Origin of the sequence: Bradyrhizobium cenepequi (assembly GCF_020329485.1) — a bacterium.
Classification (GTDB): Bacteria; Pseudomonadota; Alphaproteobacteria; order Rhizobiales; family Xanthobacteraceae; genus Bradyrhizobium; species Bradyrhizobium cenepequi.
Map to the genome: position 1 here is coordinate 58,858 of NZ_JAGKJI010000010.1, position 26,448 is coordinate 85,305.

Genomic DNA, 26,448 nt, shown 5'->3' on the forward strand with positions numbered 1-26,448 from the left:
CCTTTGCACTCGACGACGTGACGGGGCACGTCGCAATCATGGCGCATAGATGCAACTTGCATGCACACGTTGGAACGGCCCGGTCTATTGGTTTGGACGCACGGACACGCTTTCTGGAGCCTCTGAGAGCCGGGCTAATGCGCGGCGAGGTGGGCGAGGACCGGGATCAGTTCGGAGGGGTCGCCGCGCCGCGTATAGTCGACGCTGATGTCTGCGTGCTCGATGGTCCCGCCGGGCGCCACGACGTACCGGCCCGGCATGGTCAACATCCAGCTCGGATCGCCGTTGAAGGCCGCGAGATCGGCCCCGCAGCCCTCCTCGACGGCACACAGTTCGTCGGAGACCTTCCAGCGCAGGCCGAAAGCGTGCGCGACGCTGCCTCCCGCGTCGACCAGGCTCGCGAACGAAAGCCTATTGCGCCTCTGCGTCTCCAGGCTGTTATCAGGCGTCTGCTGCGAGACGGCGACCAGCGAGGCACCGAGGCTGCGTATGTCGTGCGCGGCGGCCTCGATCGCGCGGAGCTCGTGGTTGCAGTAGCGGCACCACCGTCCCCTGTAGGACAAGAGGACGATCGGGCCGCGACGCAGCGCCTCGCGCGACGAAAGGCCCGGCGATGGCCGTCACGCAGCCGGAAGACGGGGGCTTGCTCCCCGGCGTGCGCGGCCCACTCGGCCAACCCGGATGTGGCAAGCGCTTCCACCGCCCGCTGTCGAACCAGCGTCACTTTCGACGGGATCTTGGCGAGACACTCGGCTTTCAGGGTGTCTTGTCTTGGAGTAACGTTTTCGGCCCGTCGCGCGCGGCCCAGTTTGCCGCCAGGATAATCGCTGGTCGAGTGCGGCTCCGGTAGTCTTGCCGCGCGAGTTTGAGTTATTTTTGTCATGCATGAGTGATCGCCCGCGAGTGAGGTGGCTACTTCTTCTTTTCGGCGCTGGTCTTTGGCGCAGAGAGCTTGGCCAAGTCGGCCGCCAGTGACTTGCGCAGCCGAGACGCGGCGAACTCCGTGAAGCGCCGCAGCTTGAGGGGCGGGATCGCCTGTCCCGCGTGCATCAGGTGCACCGGGATCGGGACGGGCTCATAGTCCTGCAGGACGAGCCTGAGCTTCCCCGCGGCCACTGCCCGCGCGACCTGGTAGGAGAGCACGTTCGTCACGCCGACGCCGGCGATCGCGGCGTCGATCGCGGCCTCGGCCGTGTTGACCTTCAGCCGGCAATAGGGGCGCACGCCCTTGGTCGGCTTGCCGCGCGGGTTGAAGATCCATGTCATCCCCGAAGCTAGGGTGGTGAACGTGACGCACATGTGGTCGGCGAGGTCGTCGGGCGTCTTCGGGACGCCGTGGGCGGCGAAGTAGTCGGGGCTGCCGCACACCACGCGCCGGATCTCGCCAACCTTCGTCGCGACGAGCGTGCTGTCGGGCAGGGTGCCGACGCGGACGGCCAGGTCGATGCGCTCGTCGACAATGTTGATCGTGTGGTCGGAGAGCATCAGGTGAACATTGATCTGCGCGAAGCGCGCGAGGAATTCGTTCACGACCGGTACGACGTGGAGGCGTCCGAAGACGATCGGCGCCGTCATCGCCAGCGTCCCCCGCGGGACGGTGTACTCCCCGGAGGCCTGCGACTCCGCCTCGTCGACCTCTTCCAGGATGCGCTTGCACGCGGATACGTACGCGAGCCCCGCCTCGGTCAGCGACAGTTTCCGCGTCGAGCGGACCAGCAGCTGGGTGTTGAGGTGCGCCTCCAGGTCAGCGACCTTCCGACTGATGGTCGGTAGGGGGACGCCGAGCCGCCGGCCTGCCGCGGAGAAACTGCCGGCCTCGGCCGAGGCTACCAAAATCGACATCGCTTCGAGCCGGTCCATCTTCTCTCACATTCCGAGAGGCCATTTCTCACGATTACCGGATTATGCGCCCGGGCGGTAGGGGCTACGTTAACCGCGTGAAGGCCGAGCCGGCCAGAGTTCAACGGAGAAGAGAATGTCCCGCATCGCCATCCCGGGGCGCGACGACGCGCCCGCCGAATCCCAGGCAATCCTCGACAACGTCAATAAGATGCTCGGCTTCGTGCCGAATCACTATCGCCTCATGTCCATCAGCCCGAACGCCCTCGGCGGTTGGGCTGGCCTGATGGGGCCGGTGTCGAAGACCCTCGACCTGAAGACCCGGGAGGGGATCGCGCTCGCAGTCTCCGAGGCTAACGGCTGCGACTACTGCCTTGCCGCGCACAGCTACGTCTCGACGAACCTGGCGAAGATCCCCCCAGAGGAGATCGCGCTGAACCGGCAGGGCCGCTCGAGCGACTCCAAGCGCCAGGCTGCGGTCGCCTTCGCGAAAGCGCTTATCGAGACGCGCGGCAAAGTTTCCGACGCTCAGTTTACGGCGGTCAAGGATGCGGGCTGGACGGACGCCAACATCGTCGAGATGATCGCGCTGACCGCGCAGTTCCTGTTGACCAACTTCATGAACAACGCGGTGCAGACGCCAATCGATTTCCCGGCAATCAGCCCGGCCGAAGCTGCGTGACGGAGGGGAGGCGGCCCTCCGGCGGGCCGCCTCGACCGAAGGGGCAATGTAACGGATTCCTCGACCTCGCTACCACGCCGAGCGTCGGGGCCGCCCAGGCGACGAACGACAGCGGAGACTATTGGTCACAGTTCGCCGGCGACCGGCCGACAGACACCGAGGCCTGTTCATAGCGCAACACGACAGCTTCTACATGGCAACCGTCTCGGAGTGCGCTCTAAACCGAACGCTCTGCTGGAACACTCTCGTCGCGCGCTAGAGGCAGAGTGAACTGAAAGGAAGCGCCCCGAGGTTCATTCGCGCCAGCCCACATCCGCCCGCCCTGCGCCTCGGAGTGAGGACAATCATGTTGATGCCAATCTCGCTGAATGGCTGCGCCCAAGCAGCTTCTCATCGCGAGTCGGCAACAAACCGCGCTCATAAGCGAGCTTGTAAGCGTATGCGGCCGTTAGTCCGTTGCTCATCGCAAGTTCGGTTCCTTTGATGGGATCGCCTAGATAAGCATACAGGATTTGCTCGCGAATCTCTTTGGTGATCCTGTTGCGGCTATTCCATCTTCCAGTTGTCATTTGGCGCCTCCTTATGCGAAGCGATACAGGGCTTCGGACGAGTTGGAGCTAGTGGGCGGGAACCGCTGATCGTCCTGCGCTCGCGATCAGCCCATGCTCCCCGGCATGAAGCATCTGACGCCAACGAAACCGCCGTTCAGATAGTAAGGCCAGACCATCGTATGGCCAGCGCGGTTCGGTCCATCCACGACAGCGTCGTTCGGAACATCGACCCACTCGCCATCAATACGTACGCGATAGTGAGCATCCTTAGTTTCCCAATCGACGTCATCAACGCGCTTCGCATCGCTGCCATCGCAGCAGGGCCCTTTGCCGCTGTGCAAACTCTCATACCAACTGTTCAATTCAGGGTGCTGATAATCGTGGGCGCGGGCGTGACCGATTGTGGAAATCGGCAGCATGACAGTGAATACAACAAGCGTTGCATGCCAGATGTGATTGTTCATCTCACACCCAATCCCGGAATCTCTCTGTGCAGTCAGGAAATTCATCCATCCGCATCAACATGCGAAGCTTTCTCGGCTCGCCGCTGGTAGTCGTCGGCAAGGGCCTTAAGCTGACCCGCAATCGCTGAGTCGGTCATGGTTTTGGCGGCGCGGAGCAAAGTCTGTGCTATCTCTAAATATTCCTTGCCTCGTTGTGAGCTCTGGACCGTCATAAAGCCCTCGCGCGGTTCTCGGGCAGCTGGTCGAGGGCGATTTGGAGCCAGCTCACCCAATTGCGGTCACTTTCCCTGCGAGTTCTGAAGCGATCGACGCACTTCTTGGAACAAAGCGGGGTTCGCCACGAGTAGTGCCGGACGAGACCAAACTTGCCATCACAAACTGCGCATCGCGCGGCACTGCCAGATCTAAGATTATCGGAGCAATGGGGCATCGTAGTCTCCTCTTGGCGCTATCGTCGCTGTTCGCCGATCATCCTTTTCTACCGTCGCACTGTATGACCTGTGCGCTTTTCATACGCGCGCAGCCTAGGACGATCGCGGTCAGCCGCTCAATTGAACGTAGGTAATGCGCGGGCCATCCAGAGGGGCCAGGGAATGCTACGAAGGTTTAGGGAGCGCGCCCCTAAAGCCGACCACTTGCGCAGCGGGTTAAAAATGCGACGTGCGCTCGACGACTGCTCTTAGGCCAAACCGGACGTTCAAGCTCCCGGGAGACGGACTCGTTATTCGCTGAAACCGACTCGTTTTTGCCTTTAGAGCACAGGGAGAGCGGCTGGCCGCAGCACAGGGGCGAGCCGCCGCACCCGTCGTCGCCAAGGTTTCCCTCGAGCGTGATAGAGCGCTTGAAGGAGTCGCGACCGCCATCCTCGCCATGGTGGTACGACACGGCTACCTCGACGTGGGAAAGCGGGATTTTCTGCCTTCGCGCCTGCAGCCGTATCGTCATCGCCGTGCACGCGGCGAGCGAAGCGCTCAGCAACTCGTAGGGGTTCGCCCCCGCCGCCGTGCCGCCCCTGCCGTCGGGGCCGCCGATCGAGAACACCGATTCGCCGGCACGGCCGTTGAGCGTGCCAGCGCCGTCGAGATCGCCGGCCACATCAGCCTGTGGGCGGGGAGCGCCATCGTGGTTCGAATTCATCATCGTGCTTTCCTTTCAGATTTTGACAGGGCTCTTGGCTGGCTCGTCAGAGCGGGTCGCTGCAGTGGATCAGTTTACACGGCATCTTTGCGGGAGCCTCCGCGGCGCCTCGTTCGTCCGCCGCGCTCATCATTTCAGCCGGTCTCCTTGATCGTGTGTCGTCGCTGCCACCTCGCGAGATCGACCCTGGCTCCTCCACGGCTCGTGCCTGGACGAACGCAGGGTCGAACACGCAGCAGGCCGGTCCTTCTGGCGGAGCGGTGTCAGGCGTGGAAGGTCTCGCCGCCCTTGGCGTCTGTGTAGTACTGAGGCGCCTCGCGACGGTCGTATTTCCCGTAGTCGCGCACGATCCGCACTCTCCGGACCCTCACTTTGTCATTCGGCGCGGAAGCGTCCTCGTAGGCCTGCGCTGCAGCGGCGTCCTTCCAGGATATGAGGAGAATCAGTTCGCCAGGCGTAAGTACGGCATCGAAGATGTCCCAGGACGTGCTGTCGGCGGCCCACGGGTTCAGGCCGAGCCACTCGGCGCAATCGTACGGGTTGTTGGTCTGCTTCCACTCCGCGGGGCGAGTCGCGTTGATCAGCGTGACCGTCGTGCCTTCTCCGACTTCGGTCTCGTCGAGCCGCTGCTCCGTGAGGGCGTACCCCGCCGGCACCTGGTTGTCGGCGGTGATCTGGCCGACGCGCAGGTGGTAGTCAGCGAGGATTTCGTCGCGGCCCTTCTGCTGGACTTCGTGATGGCGCCTGCGGGTGCGCCAGCGGACGAGCGACTTCTCGTCCCGCCAGTTCGAAAGCGAAAGGATCCAGCCCTCGCGGGTCAGGCTCTTGTAGCGTATATTGTCGACGAAGCCGTCGACCTGCTCCAGCTCAGCGCGCAGCGTCTTGGCATTGTCGAGGTAGTCATCCCAGTTCTCTTTATTGGGGAGGACTTCAAAAATCACTGAAAACATCGTCGTATCCCGCTCCTAGAGTGCTGCGACGTAGTCGATCTCGATGTCGAAGTGCCCCGGCCCGGTGCGCCGCCTTCACGGCAGAAGACCTTCGAGCCGTGGACGTCGATCGTCTTGGACAGCATCTGCGTAGCTCCTGTTTCGTTCACTGTTGGGTCTTCTTGCACCCGGCGCGACCGTAATCGCTGCTGCCCGGGCGGATAATCTGGCGTTTGCGAAAACTGTCCTCTCGCGTGAAAGTCCAGTCCGCGAGCTCGATCCGCGGCGTGGGGCCGGCCGTAAGCACCGGGAAATTGTCGACGAGGTGCTGTCCCGGGGGAATCCGGTCCGATAGTTCTGATCCGGATTGGCGGCCTGTGAAACCGCGAGTGACCGTGGCGGATTCCCTCCGTCGGCGGGTGAAAGGAGCGTCGCCGCGCACAACACGCTAAGCGGTTGTGCGCCGGATGAGCAAGGTACCGGCGAAGCATGGAATTCCGCGCGGCGAATGGGAAATGACGTCACGCCATGAAGTCGATAGCCGCGCGTTATGACGGCCGTCCGCCTTCCGCATCGGACTCGCGTGCGCCCGACGCCGACTGCTCCAGCAGCTTGGTCAGCATCCTGACGGCCTCCGTTAGCTTCAGGACTTCGCGCTCCCGCAGTTGGTCGATCTTCTCATGCAGCAATTCTATCTCGAGCTCCGCCTTCACGTTGATCCGGTAGTCGTTCTCCGCGGCCTTGCGATCGATGTCCTGCTGCCGGTTCTGGCTCATCATGATGATTGGCGCGGCATAGGCCGCCTGGAACGAAAGCGCGAGATTGAGAAGAATGAACGGGTAGGGGTCCCAGCCCCTGATCGCGCCGACCAGGTTGGCGGTTATCCAGACGAACAGGATCGCGCTCTGGACGATGATGAAGGTCCACGATCCCATGACGGTGGCGACCGCGTCCGCTATCCTTTGCCCCGGCGTCAGGCACGCAACCGCCGGGGGCTCATCCATGTCCTGAAGACGAAGTGAGCGGCGCACTCGCCTGAGGTCGGCAAGGAGGTCGTGCTCGGCTTGTTCCATGCCGCCCCGGTCTTCTGCCTTCTCTTTCACGTTGCCAGCACCGTTGCGCTCGATTGTGCTAGCGTTAGGTTTCGGCGCGGGAGGGGTAAAGGCATTGTGTCAATAACTGCGGGGAATGCCGCACCGTCACGGCGGTGCCCTTGCCAGCGCCGTTCTATGCGCCACGGAACTCCCTGAGAAGGAAGTCAGTAAATGCGCGGGCGGCAGGCTTGATCGTCTTTCCGCTGACGAAGAGCGCATTCACTTCCATCGAGCCGAAATCCCAGTCAGGCAGCACCCGCACGAGCTCCCCGGCCTCGAGCTCTGCCCGCGCGCTGTTTTCGCTCGACGCGGCGATCCCCAGCCCGGCGACGGCGCTTGCCGTGGCGCCTTCGTTGACGGTGATAGCGAGCTGGCTGTCAACGCGCACGGAGGTGACGCGGCCGTCCTTGCGGAAGGAGAAAGTCGGCGAGGGATGCGCTGGACTGATGATCACCGCGTGGTGCGCGAGGTCCGACGGCATCGTGGGCGTGCCGCGCTCCCGTAGGTAGTCTGGGGAGGCCGTGAGTATCCTCGGCTGGTGGATGAGTTTGCGCGCCGTCGCACTCGAGTCGGGGAGGGCGCCGAACTGGAACGACACGTCGAGGCCCTCGGTCACGAGGTCTGGGTAGCGGTCAGTCACCCGGAGCTCGATCTTCAGCGCCGGGTGCTGGTTCATAAACGCGGGAAGCCGCGGGATGATTTCCCTGAGCCCGAAACTTATCGGCGTGCCGACACGGAGCGAGCCGCGCAACTCTCCCGTTCCGCGCGCCTCGTGGTCGGCCTCGTTGAGCGCCGCCAGGATCGCCTCAACGCGCATCAGGTACGTCGCGCCCGCCTCGGTCAGCGTCACCGCTCGCGTGGTGCGGCTGAAGAGCGTCGCGCCGACCTCCTCCTCGAGCGCGGCGATCAGCCGGGATGCAGACGGCTGCGACAGGCCGAGCTCGCGGCCAGCACTGGAGAAGTTACCGACGCGCGCGGCGCGGGCAAACAGTCTGAGTGCTGAGAGTCGATCGTTCATCGCTCGGTGCGCTCGCGGCGGGCTACACGGAGGCCAGGGCCAGCGCAAAGGCTGTCAGGACCGAATCGAGCGCGGCCGCGACCGCCACCACGGCGCAGACGGCGGCGACCCTAAGCCCCCGTGCTCGTCTGAAGCGAAAAAGGCCGACTGCGGTCTCGAGTGTGGCTTTCCAGGCATTCATGGTCTCCCCGACGGCTCCATGCTCTCGCTGCCGCGGAGATAGCGCCTATCGACTTTCAATATAATTGTATATTTGCGAGACATGGTCTCTCGCAATATGAGAGGAGATAATTTGCGTGCTCCCGGCTCCGCTAGCGGGTGTCGGCGACGAGATCCCCCGCGAGCAGGAGGTCACGGCCGGTGGTGAGCGGGCTGGCCCCGCCTGTTGTCGGCGGACTCCGTCGACAAGCCCGCCGAGGTCGATCGCGCGAATCCGAAGGCTTCGATGAGCCGGACGACGATACCCTTCGCGTGCTCGTCGTCGCCCGATACGAGGAGCACGCGGGTTGCGTCGCCCCGTCCGGACTCGAGCGCTCGTGGTCGTTCACCAAGAGGGGGAAGGCGACCTCGGTGACTGTCGACGGCCGCCTGGTCGTCACCTTCAACGAGGTCGGGTTGGCGGCCGCCGTCACCGGGCTCCGGCTCGTCTCGATGACCGTGGGCGCCGCGAGGAAGGAGATCTCGCAGGGGCTGCTCGTGCGCGTCCTCGCTGACTGGGACATGGGCGAGGTCGAGCTGCACGCCGTCTTTCCGGCGCGCAAAAGCTGCGAAGCCATCCGCGCGTGCATTCGTCGACTTGCTTGCTTCAAGTACCGTCATGATCCTTCCTTCTGGGTCGCAGTTGCGCGCCGAGTCCCCTGGGGACCAGCGGGCATGGCGCTTATTGACCCGCGTATGCCGCCATAGTGAGTAAAGCCGGGCAAATCGCTCCAAATTGCTGCTAAAAAGAAGGAGGATCCGCCTCCGCCGTATCCGGCAAGACCAAGGGACGGCTGGCATTTCTCGGGCGATGGAGTACGATTTCTCCAGGCTGGGAAGAGGCCGCGCGTGTGGCGCACGAAGAGCTTGATCAGCCGACTTCAAGCCGAAGCCTGACGCCGGAGTCTGACAGTTGGTGCAGCAGTCGCTGAACGTCGCGTACTCGGACGGTAGCTCTCAGGTGTTGTGGGAGGACGGCGAGCGCGTGTTCAGCCGTGGCTGGCGACTGGACGACAATGGCAACCGGCTCGCCGTGCTGCTTGTTGCCCCTGCCGCCGACCACCCGTCCCGCTCAAGACTCGATCGCCTCACGCACGAATACGAGCTGAAAGATGAGCTCGACGGGGCATGGGCGGCGCGGCCGCTGGCCCTCATGCGCGACGCCGGTCGGACCGTGCTAGTGCTCGATGATCCGGGCGGCGAGCCGCTCGACCGTTTGCTCGGTGGGCCCATGGAGGTGGGACGCTTCCTGCGCCTGGCTATCGCTGTTACCTCGGCTCTGGGCAAGCTTCATCAGCGCGGGCTCATCCACAAAGACATCAAGCCAGCTAATATTGTGGTGGACTGCGCGGATGGACACGTGCGGCTCACCGGGTTTGGCATCGCATCACGCCTGTCCCGCGAGCGGCAGGCGCCCGAGCCGCCCGAGACCATCGCCGGTACGCTTGCCTACATGGCACCCGAACAAACCGGGCGGATGAACCGCTCGGTCGACGCCCGCAGCGATCTCTACGCCCTCGGCGTCACGCTGTACCAGATGCTCACGGGCGTTCTGCCCTTCACCGCTGCCGATCCGATGGAATGGGTGCACTGCCATATTGCAAGACCACCGGCGCCGCCCAGCGAGCGGTTAAAAAACCTCCCAGGGTCCGTCTCTGCGATCATTATGAAGCTGCTCGCCAAGACTGCTGAGGAGCGTTACCAGACGGCTGCAGGCGCCGAGAGGGATCTACGGCGTTGCCTTGTTGAATGGGAAACCCGAGGCGATATCGACGAATTTCCGCCCGGGGAACACGACACTCCGGACCGGCTGCTGATCCCCGAGAAATTGTATGGTCGGACAGCCGAGATCGATACCCTGCTTGCCTCCTTCGACCGTATCGTCGCCGGCGGCAGGCCGGAGCTGGTGCTGGTTTCCGGATACTCCGGCGTCGGCAAGTCTGCGGTCGTCAACGAGCTCCATAAGCCACTTGTTCCGCCCCGCGGTCTTTTTGCATCGGGCAAGTTTGACCAGTACAAGCGCGACATCCCCTACGCCACCCTCGCGCAGGCCTTTCAGAGCCTGATCCGCCCGCTTTTGAGCAAGACCGAAGCGGAGCTGCGGCAATGGCGGGAGGCGCTGCTCGAGGCGCTCGAACCGAACGGTCGGCTCATTGTTGATCTCGTCCCGGAATTGAAGCACATCATCGGCGAACAGCCACCGGTCCCCGAGCTGCCGCCACAGGATGCGCAGCGCCGCTTTCAGCTGGTGTTCCGGCGATTTATCAGCGTATTCGCGCGGCCGGAACATCCGCTCGCCCTGTTCCTCGACGATCTCCAATGGCTCGATGCAGCAACGCTCGATTTGCTCGAGGATCTGTTGACCCGGCCGGATGTGCAGAACCTGTTGTTGATTGGCGCTTACCGCGACAACGAAGTCGATCCCATCCACCCGCTGATGCGCAAGCTCGAAGCGATGCGCCAAGCTGGAGCGATATTGCAAGACATCGTATTGGCACCCCTGACCTGTGAAGACTTGGGACAACTAATCGCGGATTCTGTTCACAGCGAACCAGAGAGAATCACGCCGCTGGCACAGCTGATCCACGAGAAGACAACCGGCAATCCGCTTTTCGCTATTCAGTTCATTTCTGCGCTCGCCGACGAAGCATTGCTCACTTTCGATTATGGCGAGGCGCGATGGTGCTGGGACCTGAATCGCATTCACGCCAAAGGTTACACCGACAATGTGGTGGACCTTATGGTGGGGAAGCTGAACCGCCTGTCCGCCGAAACGCGGAACGCATTGCAGAAGCTCGCCTGCCTGGGCAACGACGCAGGGTTCACCATGTTGCGGATCGTTTACCAGGACTCCGAGGAGGAGATGCATGGCCAGCTTTGGGAAGCGGTGCGAGCAGGGCTGATCTTTCGTTCGGAGGATTCCTACAAGTTTCTCCACGACCATGTCCAGGAAGCCGCCTACTCCTTGATCCCGGAGGAATCGCGTGCCGAAGCCCATCTCCGAATAGGGATGCTGCTCGCAGCGCAGACCCCTCCAGAGAAGCTCGAGGAGACGATCTTCGAAACCGTCAATCAGCTCAACCGCGGCTCGCATCTCATCACGTCAATTGAGGAGCTTGAGCGGGTCGCGGAGTTGAATTTCATTGCAGGTAGACGCGCCAAGACCTCGACAGCGTATGCCTCGGCGCTGAACTATCTGCTCTCCGGCGCGGCATTGCTGCGAGGGGACTCTTGGGAGCGCCAGCACGACCTGATCTTTGAGCTGGAGCTGCACCGGGCCGAATGTGAGTTCCTCACTGGTGCACTGGCGGAAGCCGAGCAGCGCCTGGCGGCGCTGTCGGCCCGTGCCGCAACGACGATCGAACGAGCCCAAGTCACGTGCCTGCAGGTGGATCTTTACACGACCCTGGATCAGGGCAGCCGCGCGATCGCAGTCGGTCTCGACTATCTCCGCCAACTGGCCATCGACTGGTCGCCGCACCCGACGGAAGACGAGGCTCGGCGCGAGTATGAGCGGATCTGGTCCCAACTCGGCTCCCGCACGATAGAAAGCCTCATTGATCTGCCTTTGATGAGCGATGCCGCATCGCTCGCGACCCTCGATGTCCTGACGAAGCTCGGGCCGCCTGCCCACTATACGGATGCGAAACTACGTTCGATGGTCATCTGTCGAGCAGTCAATCTCAGCCTCGAGGGCGGCAATTGTGACGGCTCGTGCTACGCCTATGCAGTGCTTGCCAGGCTTGCTGGACCGGAATTCGGCGACTACCAGGCGGGACTTCGATTCGGCCGTCTCGGCTATGAACTGGTCGAACAGCGCGGGCTAAAGCGCTTCCAGGCCAGGACCTATTTGAACTTTGGATATTTACTCATGTTCTGGACGAGACATGTCCGGGAAGGTCGTGATCTGCTGCGGCGTGCGTTTGAGACGGCAACCCAGATCGGTGACCTCACTTTTGCGGCGTACTACTACACCCACCTGAACACGTATCTTCTCGCGGCGGGCGATCCGCTCGATAACGTGCAAGTCGAGGTCGAGCATGGTCTCGCGTTCGCGCGAAACGTGCGGTTCGGTTTTGCGATTGACTCCATCGCCGGCCAGCTTGGGCTGATTCGGACACTCCGCGGCTTGACGCCGATTTTCGGTTGCTTTGATGATGGGCAGTTTGACGAACTCCTATTGGAGTCCCGTTTCTGCAGGAACCCGGATCTGGCGTTGGCCGAAGGCTCGTATTGGACCCGCAAGCTGCAGGCACGCTTCTTTGCCGGCGACTATGCGAGTGCCCTCGAGGCCTCATTGAGGGCGCAACAGCTGCAGCCGACATCGGCGTCTTTTTTCGAATGTGCGGAGTATCACTTTTACAGTGCGCTCTCCAGAGCAGCATCCTGCGAGTCCGCGGCGGCCGACCAATGGCAAGAGCATGTCAGGGCACTGGCCGCGCACCACCGACAGCTCGAGGTCTGGGCGACGGCTTGCCCCGAGAACTTCGAGAACCGCGCCGCACTCGTCGGGGCGGAGATCGCCCGGATCGAAGGCCGCGCGCTCGATGCCGAACATCTTTACGAGCACGCTATCCACTCGGCACACACGCACGGCTTTGTCCACAACGAGGCGCTCGCCAACGAAGTCGCCGCACGCTTTTATGCCGCACGCGGGTTCAAGAAGATCGCGCATGCCTATCTGCAGGACGCGCGGTACGCATACATCCGTTGGGGAGCCGACGGCAAGGTACGCCAACTTGACGAGTTGTATCCGCACCTCAGGGAAGAAAAGCCGGTTGCCGGCCCCACAAGCACGATCGGGGCACCCGTCGAACAACTGGATCTAGCTACTGTTATCAAAGTCTCGCAAGCCGTGTCGGGCGAGATCGTTCTAGAAAAAATGATCGACACGCTGATGCGCACAGCGATTGAGCACGCGGGTGCCGGGCGAGGTCTGTTGATCTTTGCGGTAGGTGATGGGTATCGGATTGAGGCGGAAGTCACGACCAGCAATACGGTGACCGTCGGTCAGCGACAAGCAAGTGTAACCGCTGCAGATCTGCCGGAGTCCATCCTACACTACGTGATCCGGACGAAAGAGAGCGTTCTTCTCCACGATGCCGCAACCGCGAACCCGTTTTCTGCCGATAAGTACATTCATCAGCATCACGCCCGTTCAATTCTCTGCCTGCCGTTGCTCAAACAGGGCAGACTGGCCGGTGTACTCTACCTCGAAAACAACCTGACGGCCCACGTTTTCACACCTGACCGCGTCACAGTGTTGAAGGTGCTTGCGTCGCAGGCGGCAATCTCACTCGAAAATTCGCGGCTTTATGACGACCTCGCGGATCGGGAAGGGAAGATTAGGCGTTTGGTCGACGCCAACATCATTGGGATCCTCATTGCCGACTGCGAAGGGCGGATCCTCGAAGCTAATGACGCGTTTCTACGCATCGTGGGATATGGCCGTGAGGACCTGATCTGGGGTCGCCTGCACCGGACTGGGCTGACCCCGCCGGAGTGGCGCGAGCTCGACAAACGTGCCTGGGAAGAACTGAACTCGACTGGAAGGCTTCAGCCCTTCGAGCAAGAATATTTTCGGAAAGACGGCAGCCGCGTTCCGGTGCTTGTGGGCGCCGCGCTGTTCAAGGAAGGAGGCGACCGCCTTGCGTTCGTCCTCGATCTGACCGAGCGCAAACGGGCCGAGGACCGGCTGCGCCGCAGCGAAGCCTGGCTAAGCCAAGCACAGAGGCTAAGCCGTAGCGGAAATTGGGTCTATAGTGCGACAACGAAGCTGTACATTTATTGGTCCGACGAGAGCTACAGAATCTGGGGGTTTGATCCGCTGCAGGGCCTTCCAAGCCGTGAGGATATGTGGCGACGCATCCACCCAGACGATCGAGACCGAGTGTGGGAAACAGTTCAAGAAGCAGTGCGCCAGAGAACGGATTTCACAACCGAGTTTAGAATCTTACTTCCTGATGGAACGGTCAAATACCTTGAAGGAACCAGCCATCACCTGTTTTCTTCCGAGGGGACGCTGTTGGAGGCTATGACCTCGACCGTCGATGTGACGCAACGCAAGCGTACCGAGCAAGCCTTGCGTGAAAGCGAGCGAAGTTTGCGCTCGGCGATTGACGGGATACCGGGCCTCGTTGCGATCTTGGCCCCGAACGGTGACCTCGAAGCCGTAAATCGTCAGATCTTTGAGTATTGTGGCCAGTCAGTGGAAGAGCTGAGGAACTGGGGCACAAACGGAACGATACATCCCGATGACCTTCCCCATCTCGCTGAAGTCTTCACAAAATCGATCGCCGCCGGCGTTCCGTATGGGACCGAAGCACGCGTGAGGCGCTTCGACGGCGAATTTCGTTGGTTTGAGATCCGCGGCATTCCGGTCCGGGATGCCTCCGACCGCATTGTTCGCTGGTATTCTCTGCTGACTGACACCGAAGATCGCACACAAGCGTTGGCGCGGTTGCAGCAAATGCAGTCGGATTTTGCCCACATCAACCGCGTGAGCATAATGGGAGAGTTAGCAGCCTCGCTGTCGCACGAAATCGCGCAACCGATCGCTAGCGCACGCAACAACGCCCGGGCGGCCCAGAATTTTCTGAAGATCCAGCCGCCGGACCTGGGCGAGGTCAGGGAAGCACTTTCCTGTGTCGTCGGAGATGCTGATCGGGCCGGAGAAATCATCGATCGAATCCGAGAGCAAATCAAGAAAGCGCCGCCGCGAAAAGAGTGTTTTGATCTCAACGTGGCAATCAACGAAGTGATCGTATTGGCTCGAAGCGTGACCCTCAGGAATGGCATTTCGGTCCAGACCCGGCTTGCAGAGGGACTACTTTCAGTTCCGGGGGATCGCGTACAGCTGCAACAGGTCTTGCTGAATCTGATTCTGAATGCGGCTGAAGCAATGGGTTCGATGGAGAAGGGGGCGAGAGAGCTGTTGATCAGCACAGAGAAGGATCAAGCAGGCATCGTCGTGGCCGTGCGGGATTCCGGGGTGGGCATTGATCCGGAGCATCTCGACCGGGTCTTTGACGCCTTCTACACCACGAAGCCCAGTGGAACGGGCATGGGGCTGTCGATTTGCCAGTCTATCATCCAGGCGCATGGCGGCAAGCTATGGGCGGAGGCCAATGAACCCCGTGGCGCCGTGTTCCAGTTCACCTTGCCGGGAGCGGAACGGGAGCTCACGACCCCTCCTCAGGCGAGCCTGCTGACCTGAGAGCCGCGCAAACACATCGTGTGAGATCGTCCTCATCCACCGGCTTGCGCAGGTAACACAAGACCCCATCGTTCAGAGCGCGAGCCCGGTCAGCATCATTGGGAAAGGCTGTCACGAGGATTGTCGGTATCGCGTTGCCCGTGTCGATAAGGCGCCGGTACAGTTCGAGCCCAGTCATGGCAGGCATATGGATGTCAGCGATCAGGCAGGCTGTTTCGGCAAGCCGCGGGGAGGCGAGAAAATCGGCTGCAGACGAGAAAATGTCGACCGTATAGCCCAGCGATCTCAAGAGCCTGCCCATGGACTCACGAAGGAACCGATCATCTTCGACGACCGAAACCAGTACCTTTTTCATCATACCGCCCATGGCCGTTCGCTGGACGCGTTTGCGGGCAGACAACTATCAAACTAACGCTCCGCATCGAATTGCTTGATATCTGAGAGAATGCCACCAGTGTGCGGCCTGTGCCCCGTAAATTTTGGCTTATCTGGACGATGATTGCGAAGCCAATCCGGCATGGCTTGTGATCGAGGCTTCCGCCGGACGAAAACAGTCGCGGGATCGCAGCGGGCGAACTCTAGGACTCGTCCGAGCGCCCTAAGCCTTCGTATCATCATCCCGCCCCCTTTGGATGCCCGAGCTCAATCTGCGCTCAATTGAGCCGTGTCAGCGCGCGTAACCTTTGGTGTACCCGGCGCGCATCTTCAGAAAAAGGGGCTGTTCAGTTTCCAGGATTGGGATTAGAAATGCGCGGTGTTGCCGGACCTGCAAACCAAAATGCAGGCTGATTTTTCCGATCTCTTCCGAGTGGCAGCGATGTCTGACGCAACCTCCACCGTGTTGGTCATCGACGACGATCCGGATCTCCGCGCGTCGGTCGGGCGCCTGCTGCGATCGCTCGGCATTAACGTTCAGCTATTTGCCTCCATTTCCGACTTTCTCAAATCCGATCCACCGGATTGCCCCACCTGCCTGGTGCTCGATATCAGATTGCCCGGCCAAAGCGGCCTCGATTTCCAGCGCGAGCTTTCTGCGGCAAACAGGGAGATCCCGATCATCTTCGTCACGGGCCACGGCGACATACCGATGTCTGTGCAGGCAATGAAGCGGGGTGCGATCGAGTTCCTGACCAAGCCGTTCCGCGACCAAGATCTTCTCGATGCCATTCAGCTTGGCTTGGCCCGCGATCGTGCGCGGCGGGAGAATGACAAGGACTTGGTCTCCCTTACGCAGCGTTTCGCCTCCCTAAGCCCCCGGGAGCGCGAGATCGTAATTCAGGTGGCGCGCGGCCGCCTGAGCAAACAGATTGCCCACGATATCGGCATCGCCGAAGCCACGGTGAAGGTGCATCGCAGCAGGGCGATGCAGAAGATGCAGGCCGGTTCGCTTCCAGAACTCGGCCGGATGGCTGACAAGCTCAAGCTGGTGCCTGACTCGCCGCAACGCTCTTAAGGTGTGCGTTTTTTGCGCGATGTGCTATTCGCGCGGCCGGATGAGTTAAGCAGTCGCGCAATCTCCAAAGCAAACCAAGAGAAAAGGCCGGCGGGCGCTACGCCGCCGACCTTTTCTTGCAACTGCCGGCTCGCGGGTCCGGTTCCGCTGCGATTCTCTGCACTGAGTGCCAAAGCAAACGAAGAGCCTGCCGCTGTGCACTTGGCGGTCAGCATCGATTGAATCGTTACCACAGAGGGACCGGCGACTCTATCGTACATCAGTATGGCGCGAATGTACGGAGGGAGGTTCGCATTATCGAATCCGGATACAGCCAATTATACGCCGATTTATTGAAGTGCCGCGCAGATGCGCGGTAGCCTCAAGTTTTTTCTCTTGGGTGACTATTGTGATTTGCACCAAGCGCTGCCATCGCGAAACGATCTAATCTGTGGGATCCCCCTGACTTGATCCCGCCATAGCACTTACAAGCTGCCGCCCGATTGAAGCCGTCTCGCGGCTTGTAAATCTAGGTTTAGGCAACGCAACCAAATCTGTCATTGCGCGCCACCCGCGTGGAATAGCTCGCTGCACTCCAAATCGTCAGATTACGGGTCACTAGCATCTTTGCGGGGATTAGCCTTGCCAAAGCAAGCGAGGTCATTATGGGATCGACTGCAGCTTTCGAACGCTTGGAGCAATTTCATCTCGAACCGGCGCTTGACGTCGGACGCGCCGTTCACCGTCCGGATGCGGCCAGACCACTCTTCGAGAAACGAACCGAACCAGCCGGCGCAACGCCAACAGAAGTTTCGTTCGGGCCGTTTCGCCTGCTTCGAACGCAGTTCCTTTTGCTGGAAGGCGACAAGCCCGTGCCTCTCGGAAGTCGCGCTCTGGAAATCCTGATTGCTTTGCTTGAACGCCATGGAGAGTTGGTCAGCAAGCAGGATTTGATGGATCGCGTTTGGCCCAATGTTTTCGTTGAGCCCGCCAACCTCACGGTTCATATGTCAGCGCTGCGTCGCGCGTTGCGTGACGGTCAGGATAAGAATCGCTTCATCGTCAACATCCCCGGACGCGGCTACTGTTTCGTCGCCTCAGTCGCTATATCGGCTCACGAGAATTGAGCGCAACTGGCGAAGCACCGGGAGGCATTACCGTGGTCGCGACAATAGCAGCGCAGCCGTCGCTGTAGCGAACATTCCCGTCAGCTCCGGGAGCTTCGCCATCCGCATTTGGCTGGCTACAATCCTGGCGTTGTTCGTGAGTTTCGGGCTGCAGCTTGAGGCCCCGCTGGGAGGGCGAGGGCGGCGGCCGCTGTGCCGGCATCCGAAACCGTCACTCGCCTTTTCTAAGCCAAGGTTTATGTGGCGCAACTACAGCCGTACCCTGAACAACCCACGCGCAATAGAAGATAGACTGGCAGAAATGTAAGCCTCCTCGCAACAAGTCGCGTTCTGGAGTCCGCTCATGAGCAGAATCACTGTTCTCATCGCTTCTGCTCTGATCAATGCATCTACAATTCCCGGGCTTGCGGCGGAGTCCACGTTAAACAAGGATGTTAACGCCGCTCGGGCCGTCTCGGCGACTGTACACAGCAAACTCGATAATGCGGCCGACAACGAGAAGACTTGTCGCGCCTACGCCCCCCTCATTTTATGAGTCCGTGATGCTGCGGCAAGCCGCTGCTCGCCGCGGCGCGCGGGTGTTAACTGCGCTCGATTCTGTGATTAACGCTTTCAAAGACCTGTTGGCGACGAAATGCGGCAGCTGACCCTCGCTATTTCTCTGACAATGACAATGCACGAGTTCCGCAGATGATCGTCTTCCCGCTTATAACCACCTGGATGTGGTTTCAGATCTTCACAGCGTCACCGCTCCGATCCTCGGGCCGTCCGGTTTGAGGACAGCTCTGACGCTAACGCCTCGTTGTTTCCGTCGGAGTATCATTTGAACGAGGTTGAACATGACCCAGGTCTATTTCCACTGCTCCAACACGAAGAAGGTTTTCGCAGATCGCCGCGACGCCGTGGTGGACGACCTTACTGAGGCGCGCGATCACGCGACCCGTGTCGTGCAATCCTTCACCAACGAACTCAGTCGCGAGGATTGGCGTGACTGGGTCATGCATGTCAGCGATGATTATCGCGATGAGCTCTTCGTTGTGCCCTTTGCTTTCGTGCTCAGCAAGCCGAATTGAGGCCGCCATGGCAGTTCAGTCACTCTCCAACACTACATTGTATTGCTCGTTCTGCGGCAAGAGCCAGCACGAAGTCCGCAAGCTGATCGCGGGTCCCACCGTTTTCATCTGCGACGAATGCGTCGAGCTCTGCATGGACATCATCCGTGAGGAGAACAAGTCCTCGCTGGTGAAGTCGCGCGACGGCATCCCGACTCCGAAGGAAATCTGCAAGGTGCTGGACGATTACGTGATCGGCCAGAGCCATGCCAAGAAGGTGCTGTCGGTTGCCGTGCACAATCACTACAAGCGGCTCAATCATCAGACCAAGCACAACGACGTCGAGCTTGCGAAGTCGAACATCCTTTTGATCGGTCCGACCGGCTCGGGCAAGACGCTGCTGGCGCAGACGCTGGCGCGCATTCTCGATGTGCCCTTCACGATGGCGGACGCGACGACGCTGACCGAAGCCGGCTATGTCGGCGAGGACGTCGAGAACATCATCCTGAAGCTGCTGCAGGCCGCCGACTACAATGTCGAGCGCGCGCAGCGCGGCATCGTCTATATCGACGAGATCGACAAGATCAGCCGCAAGTCGGACAATCCCTCGATCACGCGCGACGTGTCGGGCGAGGGCGTCCAGCAGGCGCTCTTGAAGATCATGGAAGGCACGGTGGCTTCGGTTCCGCCGCAGGGCGGCCGCAAGCACCCGCAGCAGGAGTTCCTCCAGGTCGACACCACCAACATCCTCTTCATCTGCGGCTGCGCCTTCTCAGGGTTGGAGAAGATCATCTCTGCACGTGGTCGTTCGACCTCGATCGGCTTTGCGGCACAGGTGCTCGCGCCGGAAGATCGCCGCACCGGCGAGATTTTCCGCCACGTCGAACCGGAGGATTTGCTGAAGTACGGCCTGATCCCGGAGTTCGTCGGCCGCCTGCCGGTGGTGGCGACGCTGGAGGATCTCGACGAGACCTCGCTGAAGAAGATCCTGACCGATCCGAAAAACGCGCTGGTCAAGCAGTATCAGCGGCTGTTCGAGATGGAGAACATCGAGCTGACCTTCGCCGACGAGGCGCTTGGTGCAGTCGCCCGCAAGGCGATCGAACGCAAGACTGGCGCGCGTGGGTTGCGCTCGATCCTGGAGAACATCCTGCTCGAGACCATGTTCGATCTTCCGGGCCTGGAAGGCGTGGAGGAGGTCGTGATCTCGCGCGAGGTGGTCGAGGGAACCGCGGGTCCGCTCTACATCTACGCCGATCGCTCCGATCGCGCGTTGGAAAGCATCGCCATAGCGTACTGACTCGACCGAACTAAACGAACGCTGCCTTACAACATCCGGGTCCTATCATGATCGCGATCATCGCCGTGCTCTGCAGTTTGTCTTCTCCGGCAAATTGCCACGAGCAGACCGTCGCCACCTCGGACTTCGCTGACGTCTCAATGCAGTCCTGCCTCATGGGCGCACCGCAGCTCGCCGGCTGGATGAATCAGCATCCGACCGAGCGCCTTGCGGCATGGCGCTGCGTGTTCGGTAAAAAGGATGGCAGGGGAGCTTAGGGTCAAATGTCGGCCAGCTCGCCAACTCAGAGCGCAATGTATGATGGCGTCGATTTTTGGAAGACCGTCGCTTGAGCTGGTCTTTTGCTGGCGAGTGCGCTCTATATGGTCGACCGTCTTGAACTGCTCTCCTCTTCCGTCCTGTCGATCTGCTTTGTGGCCGCCGACTCTGACGCGCCCGCACCTGCGGCGATTGAGATAAGCGTGACGAGCGTCTCCGCCACCATAAGGGATGAAGGATCAGCACAGCTTTTTGGCATGGATATCGGGCCAATCGCCGACGGGCGTTGTTGGACAAGTGGCGTCGCATACAGGCCGACATCACCAAAGACCTTGAAGTTGTCGCGCAGTGTCAGGCGGGCAAGCCATGTCCCGCGACCGTACAAAGGCTGGTCAGCTTAAGCCTGGAGGGCCACAGTCAAAGCGGCCGCGCAAGCGGCGGCCTACTTAACAGAGCGGTTGACCTTGTCATCACCCCGGTGAGGGATGAGACCCAAAGGGGACTTTCGGATCACTGGAGTGACCCGCTCGAAACGCTCCACTCCGATTCCGGCGACTGCGAGGATTATGCGATCGTCAAGGAAATCCGCCAGGATCGGGATGAGGTAAGCGCGGCCAAGCCCGACCGGAGCAGTCGCGATCAGTTCGCCGATCGGAGCGGAGTATTCGCCGGAGGCGGCGCGCTCGGTCTCGATCACATCAGCGAGAATCCGCTTGCACGCGGCAAAATAGGAGCTTCGTGCCTCGGTAAGGGCGAGCTCGCGGCTCGACCGGTTGAACAGTTTAGCCGCAGGTGGGACTCGAGCTCGGAGATCTTGCGGCTGACCGTTGGCAGTGGCGTTTTCAATTGCCGCGCTGCAGCCGAGAGCCCGCTGGTCTCGATCGACGTGAGCGACGTCGCCTCCTCTTAGGCTGCTCGCAGGCAACTTCTCATAGCGAAGGTGGTCGATCCACTGGCATACGCATTCGGCACGATTTGCTGAGATTTGGATTGCTTCACTCGCACCGACGTTCCTCGTCGGATACCAAGTGCTCGGCGCGCGGCGCTCCCTCCCTTCGCCGTGGTTCGCCGGCGGCCGGTCCTTCCCTCCCGGGGACCGGCCGCCCTTCCTCAGGGCCGTTGGGCAACGGCGCTGGATCGGATAGGCATGGGACCGCGAGTTCGGGAGCAGGCTGTCCTGCGATGCTCTGAGTCATGGCTATACTCGCAATTCTGATTCCGGCGGGATGCCCGCCGTCGCTTCGGCCTCACGACCGCGCTCGCGGCCAGCCGTATTGCCGTGGAATCGGCTGGTAAAGCTATGATCTCTATAACCACAGGTAATGCCGCGCGGCCGGCAGGCTAACCACGTGAGGACCTCTTCTCGGCCGCCAAGAGTGAGTGCTGCTCGGCAAATCCTTGCAGAAGCGGCGTACACCTTCGGGCAGCGCCCCAGGCGCCCTCAGTCATTTCGATAACGATCGGCTATCGACTCCATGGCGAGAGGTGATTTTCCTTTCGACCGTCATGGACTCACCCTCCGATCCATCGTCGCCCGCCCTCGTGTACGGGCCGAAGTCGAGGTTCCGTTGAACGATCGCAGGTCAGGAGGCCCGACATGCAGATCAAAGAGATAATCGGCATTTCATTCCCCGGCTCTGCCGAAAGTCCGCCGTTGGAGGATGTCGTGGCGCTCGTATGGGCCTTCAATGCCGACCCGGAAGAGCTGTACTTTGCTTTGCTGACCCTCTGCCGAAACCCGGCCGATGCTATGCCCGGCGGCGGCGTGATCACCGTCGCGGCGCGGAACGTCGATCCGTCCTCTGGCGCGGCGCGCGGGTTCGTCGAGATCGTCGTCGCCGACGACGGGGAGGGCATGACCGAGGAGGTCCGCTCGCAGGCGTTCACCCCTTACTTCACGACAAAGGCCGCTGGCAGCGGCGCAGGTCTCGGGCTCCCCCAGGTCCAGCGCTTCGCCGAAGGACGAGACGGCGCGGTCTGTATAGAGAGCGAGCTGGGCCGGCACGCTGGTGCGCCTCTTGCTGCCGCGCGTGCAAGCAGCTGGGCTCGCCAGCAGCATCGTCGGCACGGAGATCGCGGACACGCCGTCACCCGACGGCGGCGTATTCCACGTCATCAACCCAGCGACGGCTGCGCCGACGTCGTAGCCTGTGCGAACACCTGGAGACTGGTTCAGCGATGCAGCTCATGATCCCGCCCGGCCGCCTCGACCGTCCGGTCGACCACAAGACGGACCACGTGCTCGGCCCCGCCGATGCCGAGATCACGCTCGTTGAGTATGGCAGCTACGCGTGCCCGCACTGCAGGGCTGCCAACGAGCGCATCGCGCAAGCACGCGACCAACTCGGCGACCGCGTCTGCTACGCCTTCCGGCACAGGCCGCTCACGGACAACAGCCTTTCATTTCGGGCCGCCGAGCTCGCTGAGCTTGCTCAGACGCCCGAGGCGTTCTGGTCCGCGCACATCAAGCTGATGACGCGGTCGATGCAGCTCACAGAGGACGACCTCGTCGCGGTGGCCAGCGACCTCGGCGTGAGCGCTGATTTCGCGCTCGGCGACAGCGACGCCGTGAGGCGCGCGAGGGCGAGGGTGGAGGCGGACGTCGCAAGCTCACGCGCAAGCGGTGTGAGATTCACGCCGACCTTCTACATCAACCGCCGGCGCTACGACGGGCCCTGGGACGAGAGCTCTCTCGTTGATGCGATGCTTGGCACGCTCGGCCACCGCGTCCGTACGGCAGCCCTGGACTTCGCGAGCTGGGGCCCGTCCGCCGGCATTTTGCTGGTCCTCGCGACCGTGGCGGCGATCGTCTTGACGAACTCGCCGATTGGGCCGGCGTTCGAGGCGCTCTGGCACCAGGAGTTCGGCGCGAGCTTGGGCGACGCAACCTTTCGGATGTCCATCCTCCATTGGGTCAACGACGGCCTGCTGACGGTGTTCTTCCTCGTGGTGGGATTGGAAGTGAAGCGCGAGATGACAGTCGGCCACCTCGCAAGCCGCCGCTCCGCCGCGCTTCCGATCGCGGCCGCGCTAGGTGGTATGGTCGTACCGGCGCTTCTGTATGCGCTAGTCATCCCTGCGGGGCCGTGGTCGCACGGGTGGGGTGTTCCGATGGCGACCGACACTGCGTTTGCGATTGCCTTGATCGCCGTGATGGGCGCCCGCGTCCCTGTCGAGCTGCGCATCTTCCTCACCGCGGCGGCCATCGTCGACGACATCGGTGCGATCGTCGTCGTCGCTGTGTTCTATTCCGGCGATCTCCATCCGGGCTACCTAGCCGCGGCTGCGGCGGTGGTCGTTGCGCTGGCGCTGCTGAGCCGATCGAGGGTCTACGTGCTGTCGCCTTACATCCTGTTGGGCGTGGCGTTGTGGGCGTTCGTTTACGCGGGCGGCCTCCACGCGACGCTGGCTGGCGTAGTACTGGCGCTGTTCATTCCGACGCGACCGCCTGCCAACCTCGCTGCCCTGATGACGCAGGCCAGCACCATCATCGCCGCCGAGGCCCGGCACGAGGGCGAGGTTCTCAGGCACGGCCCCTCCACCCCGGCGCTGCATGCGCTCGACGCAATCTACGACAGACTTGAGTCGCCAGCCGACCGGTTGCTGCGGCACGCCGGCGCGCGGTCGAGCTACGCTGTTCTCCCGATCTTCGCACTGGCGAATTCGGGTGTGGCGATCAACCCGGGCGTCTTCGTCGGGCATGGCTGGCTCATGGCCGCGATTGTCGCCGGCCTCGCCATAGGAAAGCCGCTCGGCGTTTTCCTCGCGGCCGCCGCGGCCGTGCGCGCAGGCATAGCCGTCAAGCCGGCGGAGTACACGTGGCGGCAGTTGGCGGGGGCGGGAGCCCTCGCTGGCATCGGCTTCACGATGTCGCTCTTCATCGCCGGGCAGGCGTTTCCAAGCGCCACTGACTTCTCGGCCGCCAAGATCGCCGTGTTCGCCGCGTCGATTCTTTCGGCGGTCGTTGGGACTGCCCTGCTCTGGGGAGCTTCGCGCCAGGAGCTTATCGAAGAGGCACCGCAGAGCGCCAGCATGCAAGTATCATAACCCGCCGGCGTTATGCGGGATCGTGAACGGGAGGTCTTTCGATGATTCTACCTATCGGTACGACAGTAGCAGTTGCTGACGGCGAAACGATGCGCCTGTTCCACAATACAGGCGTGAAACCTGGGGTGCACTTGGTCGAGATCACGGCGGCTCCGAATGCGCCCGCCCGCTTAGGCTCCGGCGCGCGCCATCACACCGGCTCTGCCAACCCCGATGGCAGGCGGCTCGTCGAGGACGACTTCGCGGCAGCGACGGCCGCGTTCTTGAACAGGCTCAGCCTGGACGGGACCATAGAACATCTGGTCGTTGTCTCCGACCCTAGGACCCTGGGGGAGATGCGCAAGCACTTCCACCGCGACCTGAGAGGCAAGATCATAGGCGAGCTCGCGAAGGACTTCAGCCGGCGTCCGCTCAAGGACATCGCCTCACTGATCGCCGACGCCTGACGCGCCTCTGGAAACGGCTGCCAGCGCAAGCCCGTCCAGTCATAACCTGCGCGAATAACTCAAAGTTACCGACGACGACTACTGCTCTCGACCGTCCTGAACCAAAATTCCGCGGGGTCACTGACCACCGCCGGCTGAGGGAGGACCGGTCATGAAGAAAAGCGAGAATACGCTTGCGGCGGCTTCGCGTCCGCCTACGAAGCCAAGTAAGCGCGACGCTGTAGATGCGATGCGAAGCGCGACGGAATACCTGATCGCGACACGACAGGCCGAGCGCGCGCTCAAGGCGGGCAACTGCGCGCCGTCCTTTCGATTGCGGGACCAGCGCGGCGTCGAGGTCGCCTCGGAAACGCTGCTCAGGCACGGCCCGCTGCTCCTTACTTTCTACACCGGCTTGTGGTGCCCGGCATGCAGCCGGGACTTGCAGGCGTTCGAGTCCCTCCGGCCGTCGGTCGAGGCGCGGGGGGCGTCTCTCGTGAGCATCTCGCAGCAGACGGTCGCCGAGAACGCAAAAGCCCAAGCGCAGTTGAAGCTGGGTTTTCCGATTCTCTCCGACCGAGGCGGTCGGATTGCGCAGCTGTTCGGCGTACGCTGGTGCATTCCGGAGCTCCTCCGAGACGTCCACAGGAAGAGCCGCATCGACCTCCCACTCCTCAACGGCGACGAGAGTTGGACGCTGCCGATCCCGGCCCGCTTCATCCTCGATAGGGCAGGGGTCATCGCCTACTCCGAGATCAACCCCGGCCAGTCCGGTCGCTCCCCGCCGCGAGACGTCTTGCCCGTGCTGGACCACCTGTGCAGCCTGCACGCCGCTTGAACCGTGAACAGCAAAGCGCCGCGATGCCACGACCGGCATCCGGGCCCTTCTGCGTTCCTGCAAAGTGCGCGGACCAGCGCGCGGCTTCGCTGCCGGAAGCGACCGCGCTTGCAATCCGGCACGACAGCTCCAGAAAGGCGTCGCGATGATTGTGTTGTTCACGTGGCCCACGCCCAACGGGACGAAGCCTTCGATAATGCTCGAGGAGGTGGCGCCCCCTACTCGGTCCACGTCGTAAACCTCGGTTCGGGCGAGCAGCACGCGCCTCAGTTTCTCACCGTCTCGCCTAACGGAAAGATACCGGCGATCGTCGACCACGACGGCGTCGGCGGCCCAAGGACAGTCTTCGAGTCCGGCGCGATCCTTGTATACCTCGCGGAGAAGACCGGAGGAGACGCTGCTTCTCGGCGAGTTTGAGGTCATTAGCTACGGCGATCTTCAGGCCGAGATCGGACGGCTGCTACATGGCGAGACCTGGAAGACAGTCGAGATCCCCAAAACTCTCGCCAAGGCGGGGACCTCGGTGCAACAGGATCTCCTCGGCGAGAATTCCTTCATTCGACCCTGGATGATCGATATTGCCGACGGCCACCACGCGATCGACATCACTCGCGCCGGTCGGGAGGCGTGGCGGGGACGCAAACTCCTCGGTTGCGTTGCGGACCGCTTCACTCGATTTCGCCGCGGTGCCGAGCACGCCCCGCATCGCTTCGAAGTCGTCATCCTGCGCCGCAGCTGCCAAGGCGAGGAAGTCGCGGACGTCGCAGCTCTCGTCTGCAGGCGCTTGCGGCGCCTCGCCCAGGGGACAAGGTCGCCGGCGCAGCACCCAAGCGGGCTTCTC

At 61.9% G+C, this 26,448-nt stretch carries 24 protein-coding genes and 1 pseudogene; 15 read left to right on the forward strand and 10 right to left on the reverse strand.

Annotated elements, in window-relative coordinates:
- Positions 1 to 134: 134 nt before the first annotated feature.
- The gene (locus J6497_RS14030; protein ID WP_225704946.1) at positions 135 to 587 is read right to left on the reverse strand and encodes a peroxiredoxin-like family protein; all 453 of its coding nucleotides are present in this window, start codon (positions 585 to 587) and stop codon (positions 135 to 137) included.
- Between the two features lie 325 nt (positions 588 to 912).
- Complete coding sequence (locus J6497_RS14035) at positions 913 to 1,860, reverse strand: LysR family transcriptional regulator (protein ID WP_225704854.1); 948 nt, start codon at positions 1,858 to 1,860, stop codon at positions 913 to 915.
- A 115-nt stretch (positions 1,861 to 1,975) separates the two neighbouring features.
- On the opposite strand from J6497_RS14035, the gene J6497_RS14040 reads away from it, so the two are divergent.
- A complete protein-coding gene (locus J6497_RS14040) occupies positions 1,976 to 2,521 on the forward strand; it encodes a carboxymuconolactone decarboxylase family protein (protein WP_225704855.1) in 546 nt (181 codons plus the stop codon).
- Between the two features lie 344 nt (positions 2,522 to 2,865).
- Here J6497_RS14040 and J6497_RS14045 read toward each other — a convergent pair whose 3' ends face one another.
- From J6497_RS14045 to J6497_RS14075, 6 genes are all read right to left on the reverse strand, one after another.
- Positions 2,866 to 3,090 carry a hypothetical protein gene (locus tag J6497_RS14045; RefSeq protein ID WP_225704856.1) on the reverse strand — a complete coding sequence of 75 codons (225 nt, stop codon included), beginning with the start codon at positions 3,088 to 3,090 and terminating at the stop codon, positions 2,866 to 2,868.
- Between the two features lie 86 nt (positions 3,091 to 3,176).
- Positions 3,177 to 3,536: a hypothetical protein gene (locus J6497_RS14050; protein ID WP_225704857.1), complete on the reverse strand. Its 360-nt coding sequence runs from the start codon at positions 3,534 to 3,536 to the stop codon at positions 3,177 to 3,179.
- Between the two features lie 621 nt (positions 3,537 to 4,157).
- Positions 4,158 to 4,676 carry an OsmC family protein gene (locus J6497_RS14055; RefSeq protein ID WP_225704858.1) on the reverse strand — a complete coding sequence of 173 codons (519 nt, stop codon included), beginning with the start codon at positions 4,674 to 4,676 and terminating at the stop codon, positions 4,158 to 4,160.
- A 260-nt stretch (positions 4,677 to 4,936) separates the two neighbouring features.
- Complete coding sequence (locus tag J6497_RS14060; RefSeq protein ID WP_225704859.1) at positions 4,937 to 5,623, reverse strand: antibiotic biosynthesis monooxygenase family protein; 687 nt, start codon at positions 5,621 to 5,623, stop codon at positions 4,937 to 4,939.
- Positions 5,624 to 6,150: 527 nt separating this feature from the next.
- On the reverse strand, positions 6,151 to 6,705 hold the full coding sequence (locus tag J6497_RS14070; RefSeq protein WP_225704860.1) for a DUF1003 domain-containing protein: 555 nt from the start codon (positions 6,703 to 6,705) through the stop codon (positions 6,151 to 6,153).
- A 124-nt stretch (positions 6,706 to 6,829) separates the two neighbouring features.
- Entirely contained in the window at positions 6,830 to 7,714 is an 885-nt protein-coding gene (locus tag J6497_RS14075) for a LysR family transcriptional regulator (protein ID WP_225704861.1), read from the reverse strand.
- 360 nt (positions 7,715 to 8,074) lie between these two features.
- On the opposite strand from J6497_RS14075, the gene J6497_RS14080 reads away from it, so the two are divergent.
- Together J6497_RS14080 and J6497_RS14085 are read left to right on the forward strand one after the other, a co-directional pair.
- A complete protein-coding gene (locus J6497_RS14080; protein WP_225704862.1) occupies positions 8,075 to 8,620 on the forward strand; it encodes a type 2 periplasmic-binding domain-containing protein in 546 nt (181 codons plus the stop codon).
- Positions 8,621 to 8,825: 205 nt separating this feature from the next.
- The gene (locus tag J6497_RS14085) at positions 8,826 to 15,128 is read left to right on the forward strand and encodes an AAA family ATPase (protein ID WP_225704863.1); all 6,303 of its coding nucleotides are present in this window, start codon (positions 8,826 to 8,828) and stop codon (positions 15,126 to 15,128) included.
- On the opposite strand, the gene J6497_RS14090 is transcribed toward J6497_RS14085, so the two are convergent.
- Positions 15,094 to 15,483 (reverse strand): response regulator transcription factor, encoded by a 390-nt coding sequence (locus J6497_RS14090; protein ID WP_225704864.1) that lies wholly within the window; start codon positions 15,481 to 15,483, stop codon positions 15,094 to 15,096. The two genes, J6497_RS14085 and J6497_RS14090, sit on opposite strands and share 35 nt — an antisense overlap.
- 462 nt (positions 15,484 to 15,945) lie before the next feature.
- Between J6497_RS14090 and J6497_RS14095 the strand changes: the two genes are divergently transcribed.
- The 12 genes and pseudogenes from J6497_RS14095 to J6497_RS14150 form a co-directional block, all read left to right on the forward strand.
- Positions 15,946 to 16,581, forward strand: a complete 636-nt coding sequence (locus J6497_RS14095) for a response regulator transcription factor (RefSeq protein WP_225704947.1) — start codon at positions 15,946 to 15,948, stop codon at positions 16,579 to 16,581.
- A gap of 644 nt (positions 16,582 to 17,225) precedes the next feature.
- Positions 17,226 to 17,687 (forward strand): winged helix-turn-helix domain-containing protein, encoded by a 462-nt coding sequence (locus tag J6497_RS14100; RefSeq protein WP_225704865.1) that lies wholly within the window; start codon positions 17,226 to 17,228, stop codon positions 17,685 to 17,687.
- Between the two features lie 343 nt (positions 17,688 to 18,030).
- On the forward strand, positions 18,031 to 18,222 hold the full coding sequence (locus J6497_RS14105) for a hypothetical protein (protein WP_225704866.1): 192 nt from the start codon (positions 18,031 to 18,033) through the stop codon (positions 18,220 to 18,222).
- Between the two features lie 304 nt (positions 18,223 to 18,526).
- Entirely contained in the window at positions 18,527 to 18,760 is a 234-nt protein-coding gene (locus tag J6497_RS14110) for a DUF6894 family protein (RefSeq protein WP_225704867.1), read from the forward strand.
- Positions 18,761 to 18,767: 7 nt separating this feature from the next.
- A complete protein-coding gene (gene clpX / locus J6497_RS14115; RefSeq protein WP_225704868.1) occupies positions 18,768 to 20,039 on the forward strand; it encodes an ATP-dependent Clp protease ATP-binding subunit ClpX in 1,272 nt (423 codons plus the stop codon).
- A gap of 47 nt (positions 20,040 to 20,086) precedes the next feature.
- Positions 20,087 to 20,296, forward strand: a complete 210-nt coding sequence (locus tag J6497_RS14120; protein WP_225704869.1) for a hypothetical protein — start codon at positions 20,087 to 20,089, stop codon at positions 20,294 to 20,296.
- Between the two features lie 290 nt (positions 20,297 to 20,586).
- Entirely contained in the window at positions 20,587 to 21,207 is a 621-nt protein-coding gene (locus tag J6497_RS14125; protein WP_225704870.1) for a transglutaminase-like cysteine peptidase, read from the forward strand.
- Between the two features lie 687 nt (positions 21,208 to 21,894).
- On the forward strand, positions 21,895 to 22,488 hold the full coding sequence (locus tag J6497_RS14130) for an ATP-binding protein (RefSeq protein WP_249793551.1): 594 nt from the start codon (positions 21,895 to 21,897) through the stop codon (positions 22,486 to 22,488).
- Entirely contained in the window at positions 22,476 to 24,344 is a 1,869-nt protein-coding gene (nhaA, locus tag J6497_RS14135) for a Na+/H+ antiporter NhaA (protein ID WP_225704871.1), read from the forward strand. Before J6497_RS14130 ends, nhaA begins: the two co-directional genes overlap by 13 nt.
- Positions 24,345 to 24,385: 41 nt before the next feature.
- Entirely contained in the window at positions 24,386 to 24,790 is a 405-nt protein-coding gene (locus tag J6497_RS14140; RefSeq protein WP_225704872.1) for a baeRF12 domain-containing protein, read from the forward strand.
- Positions 24,791 to 24,941: 151 nt separating this feature from the next.
- Positions 24,942 to 25,607 (forward strand): peroxiredoxin-like family protein, encoded by a 666-nt coding sequence (locus J6497_RS14145; protein ID WP_225704873.1) that lies wholly within the window; start codon positions 24,942 to 24,944, stop codon positions 25,605 to 25,607.
- A 145-nt stretch (positions 25,608 to 25,752) separates the two neighbouring features.
- A pseudogene (locus J6497_RS14150) lies at positions 25,753 to 25,997 on the forward strand (glutathione S-transferase N-terminal domain-containing protein); the annotation flags it as partial.
- A gap of 70 nt (positions 25,998 to 26,067) precedes the next feature.
- Here the strand turns inward: J6497_RS14150 and J6497_RS14155 are convergent.
- Complete coding sequence (locus J6497_RS14155; protein ID WP_225704874.1) at positions 26,068 to 26,433, reverse strand: hypothetical protein; 366 nt, start codon at positions 26,431 to 26,433, stop codon at positions 26,068 to 26,070.
- Positions 26,434 to 26,448 lie beyond the last annotated feature (15 nt).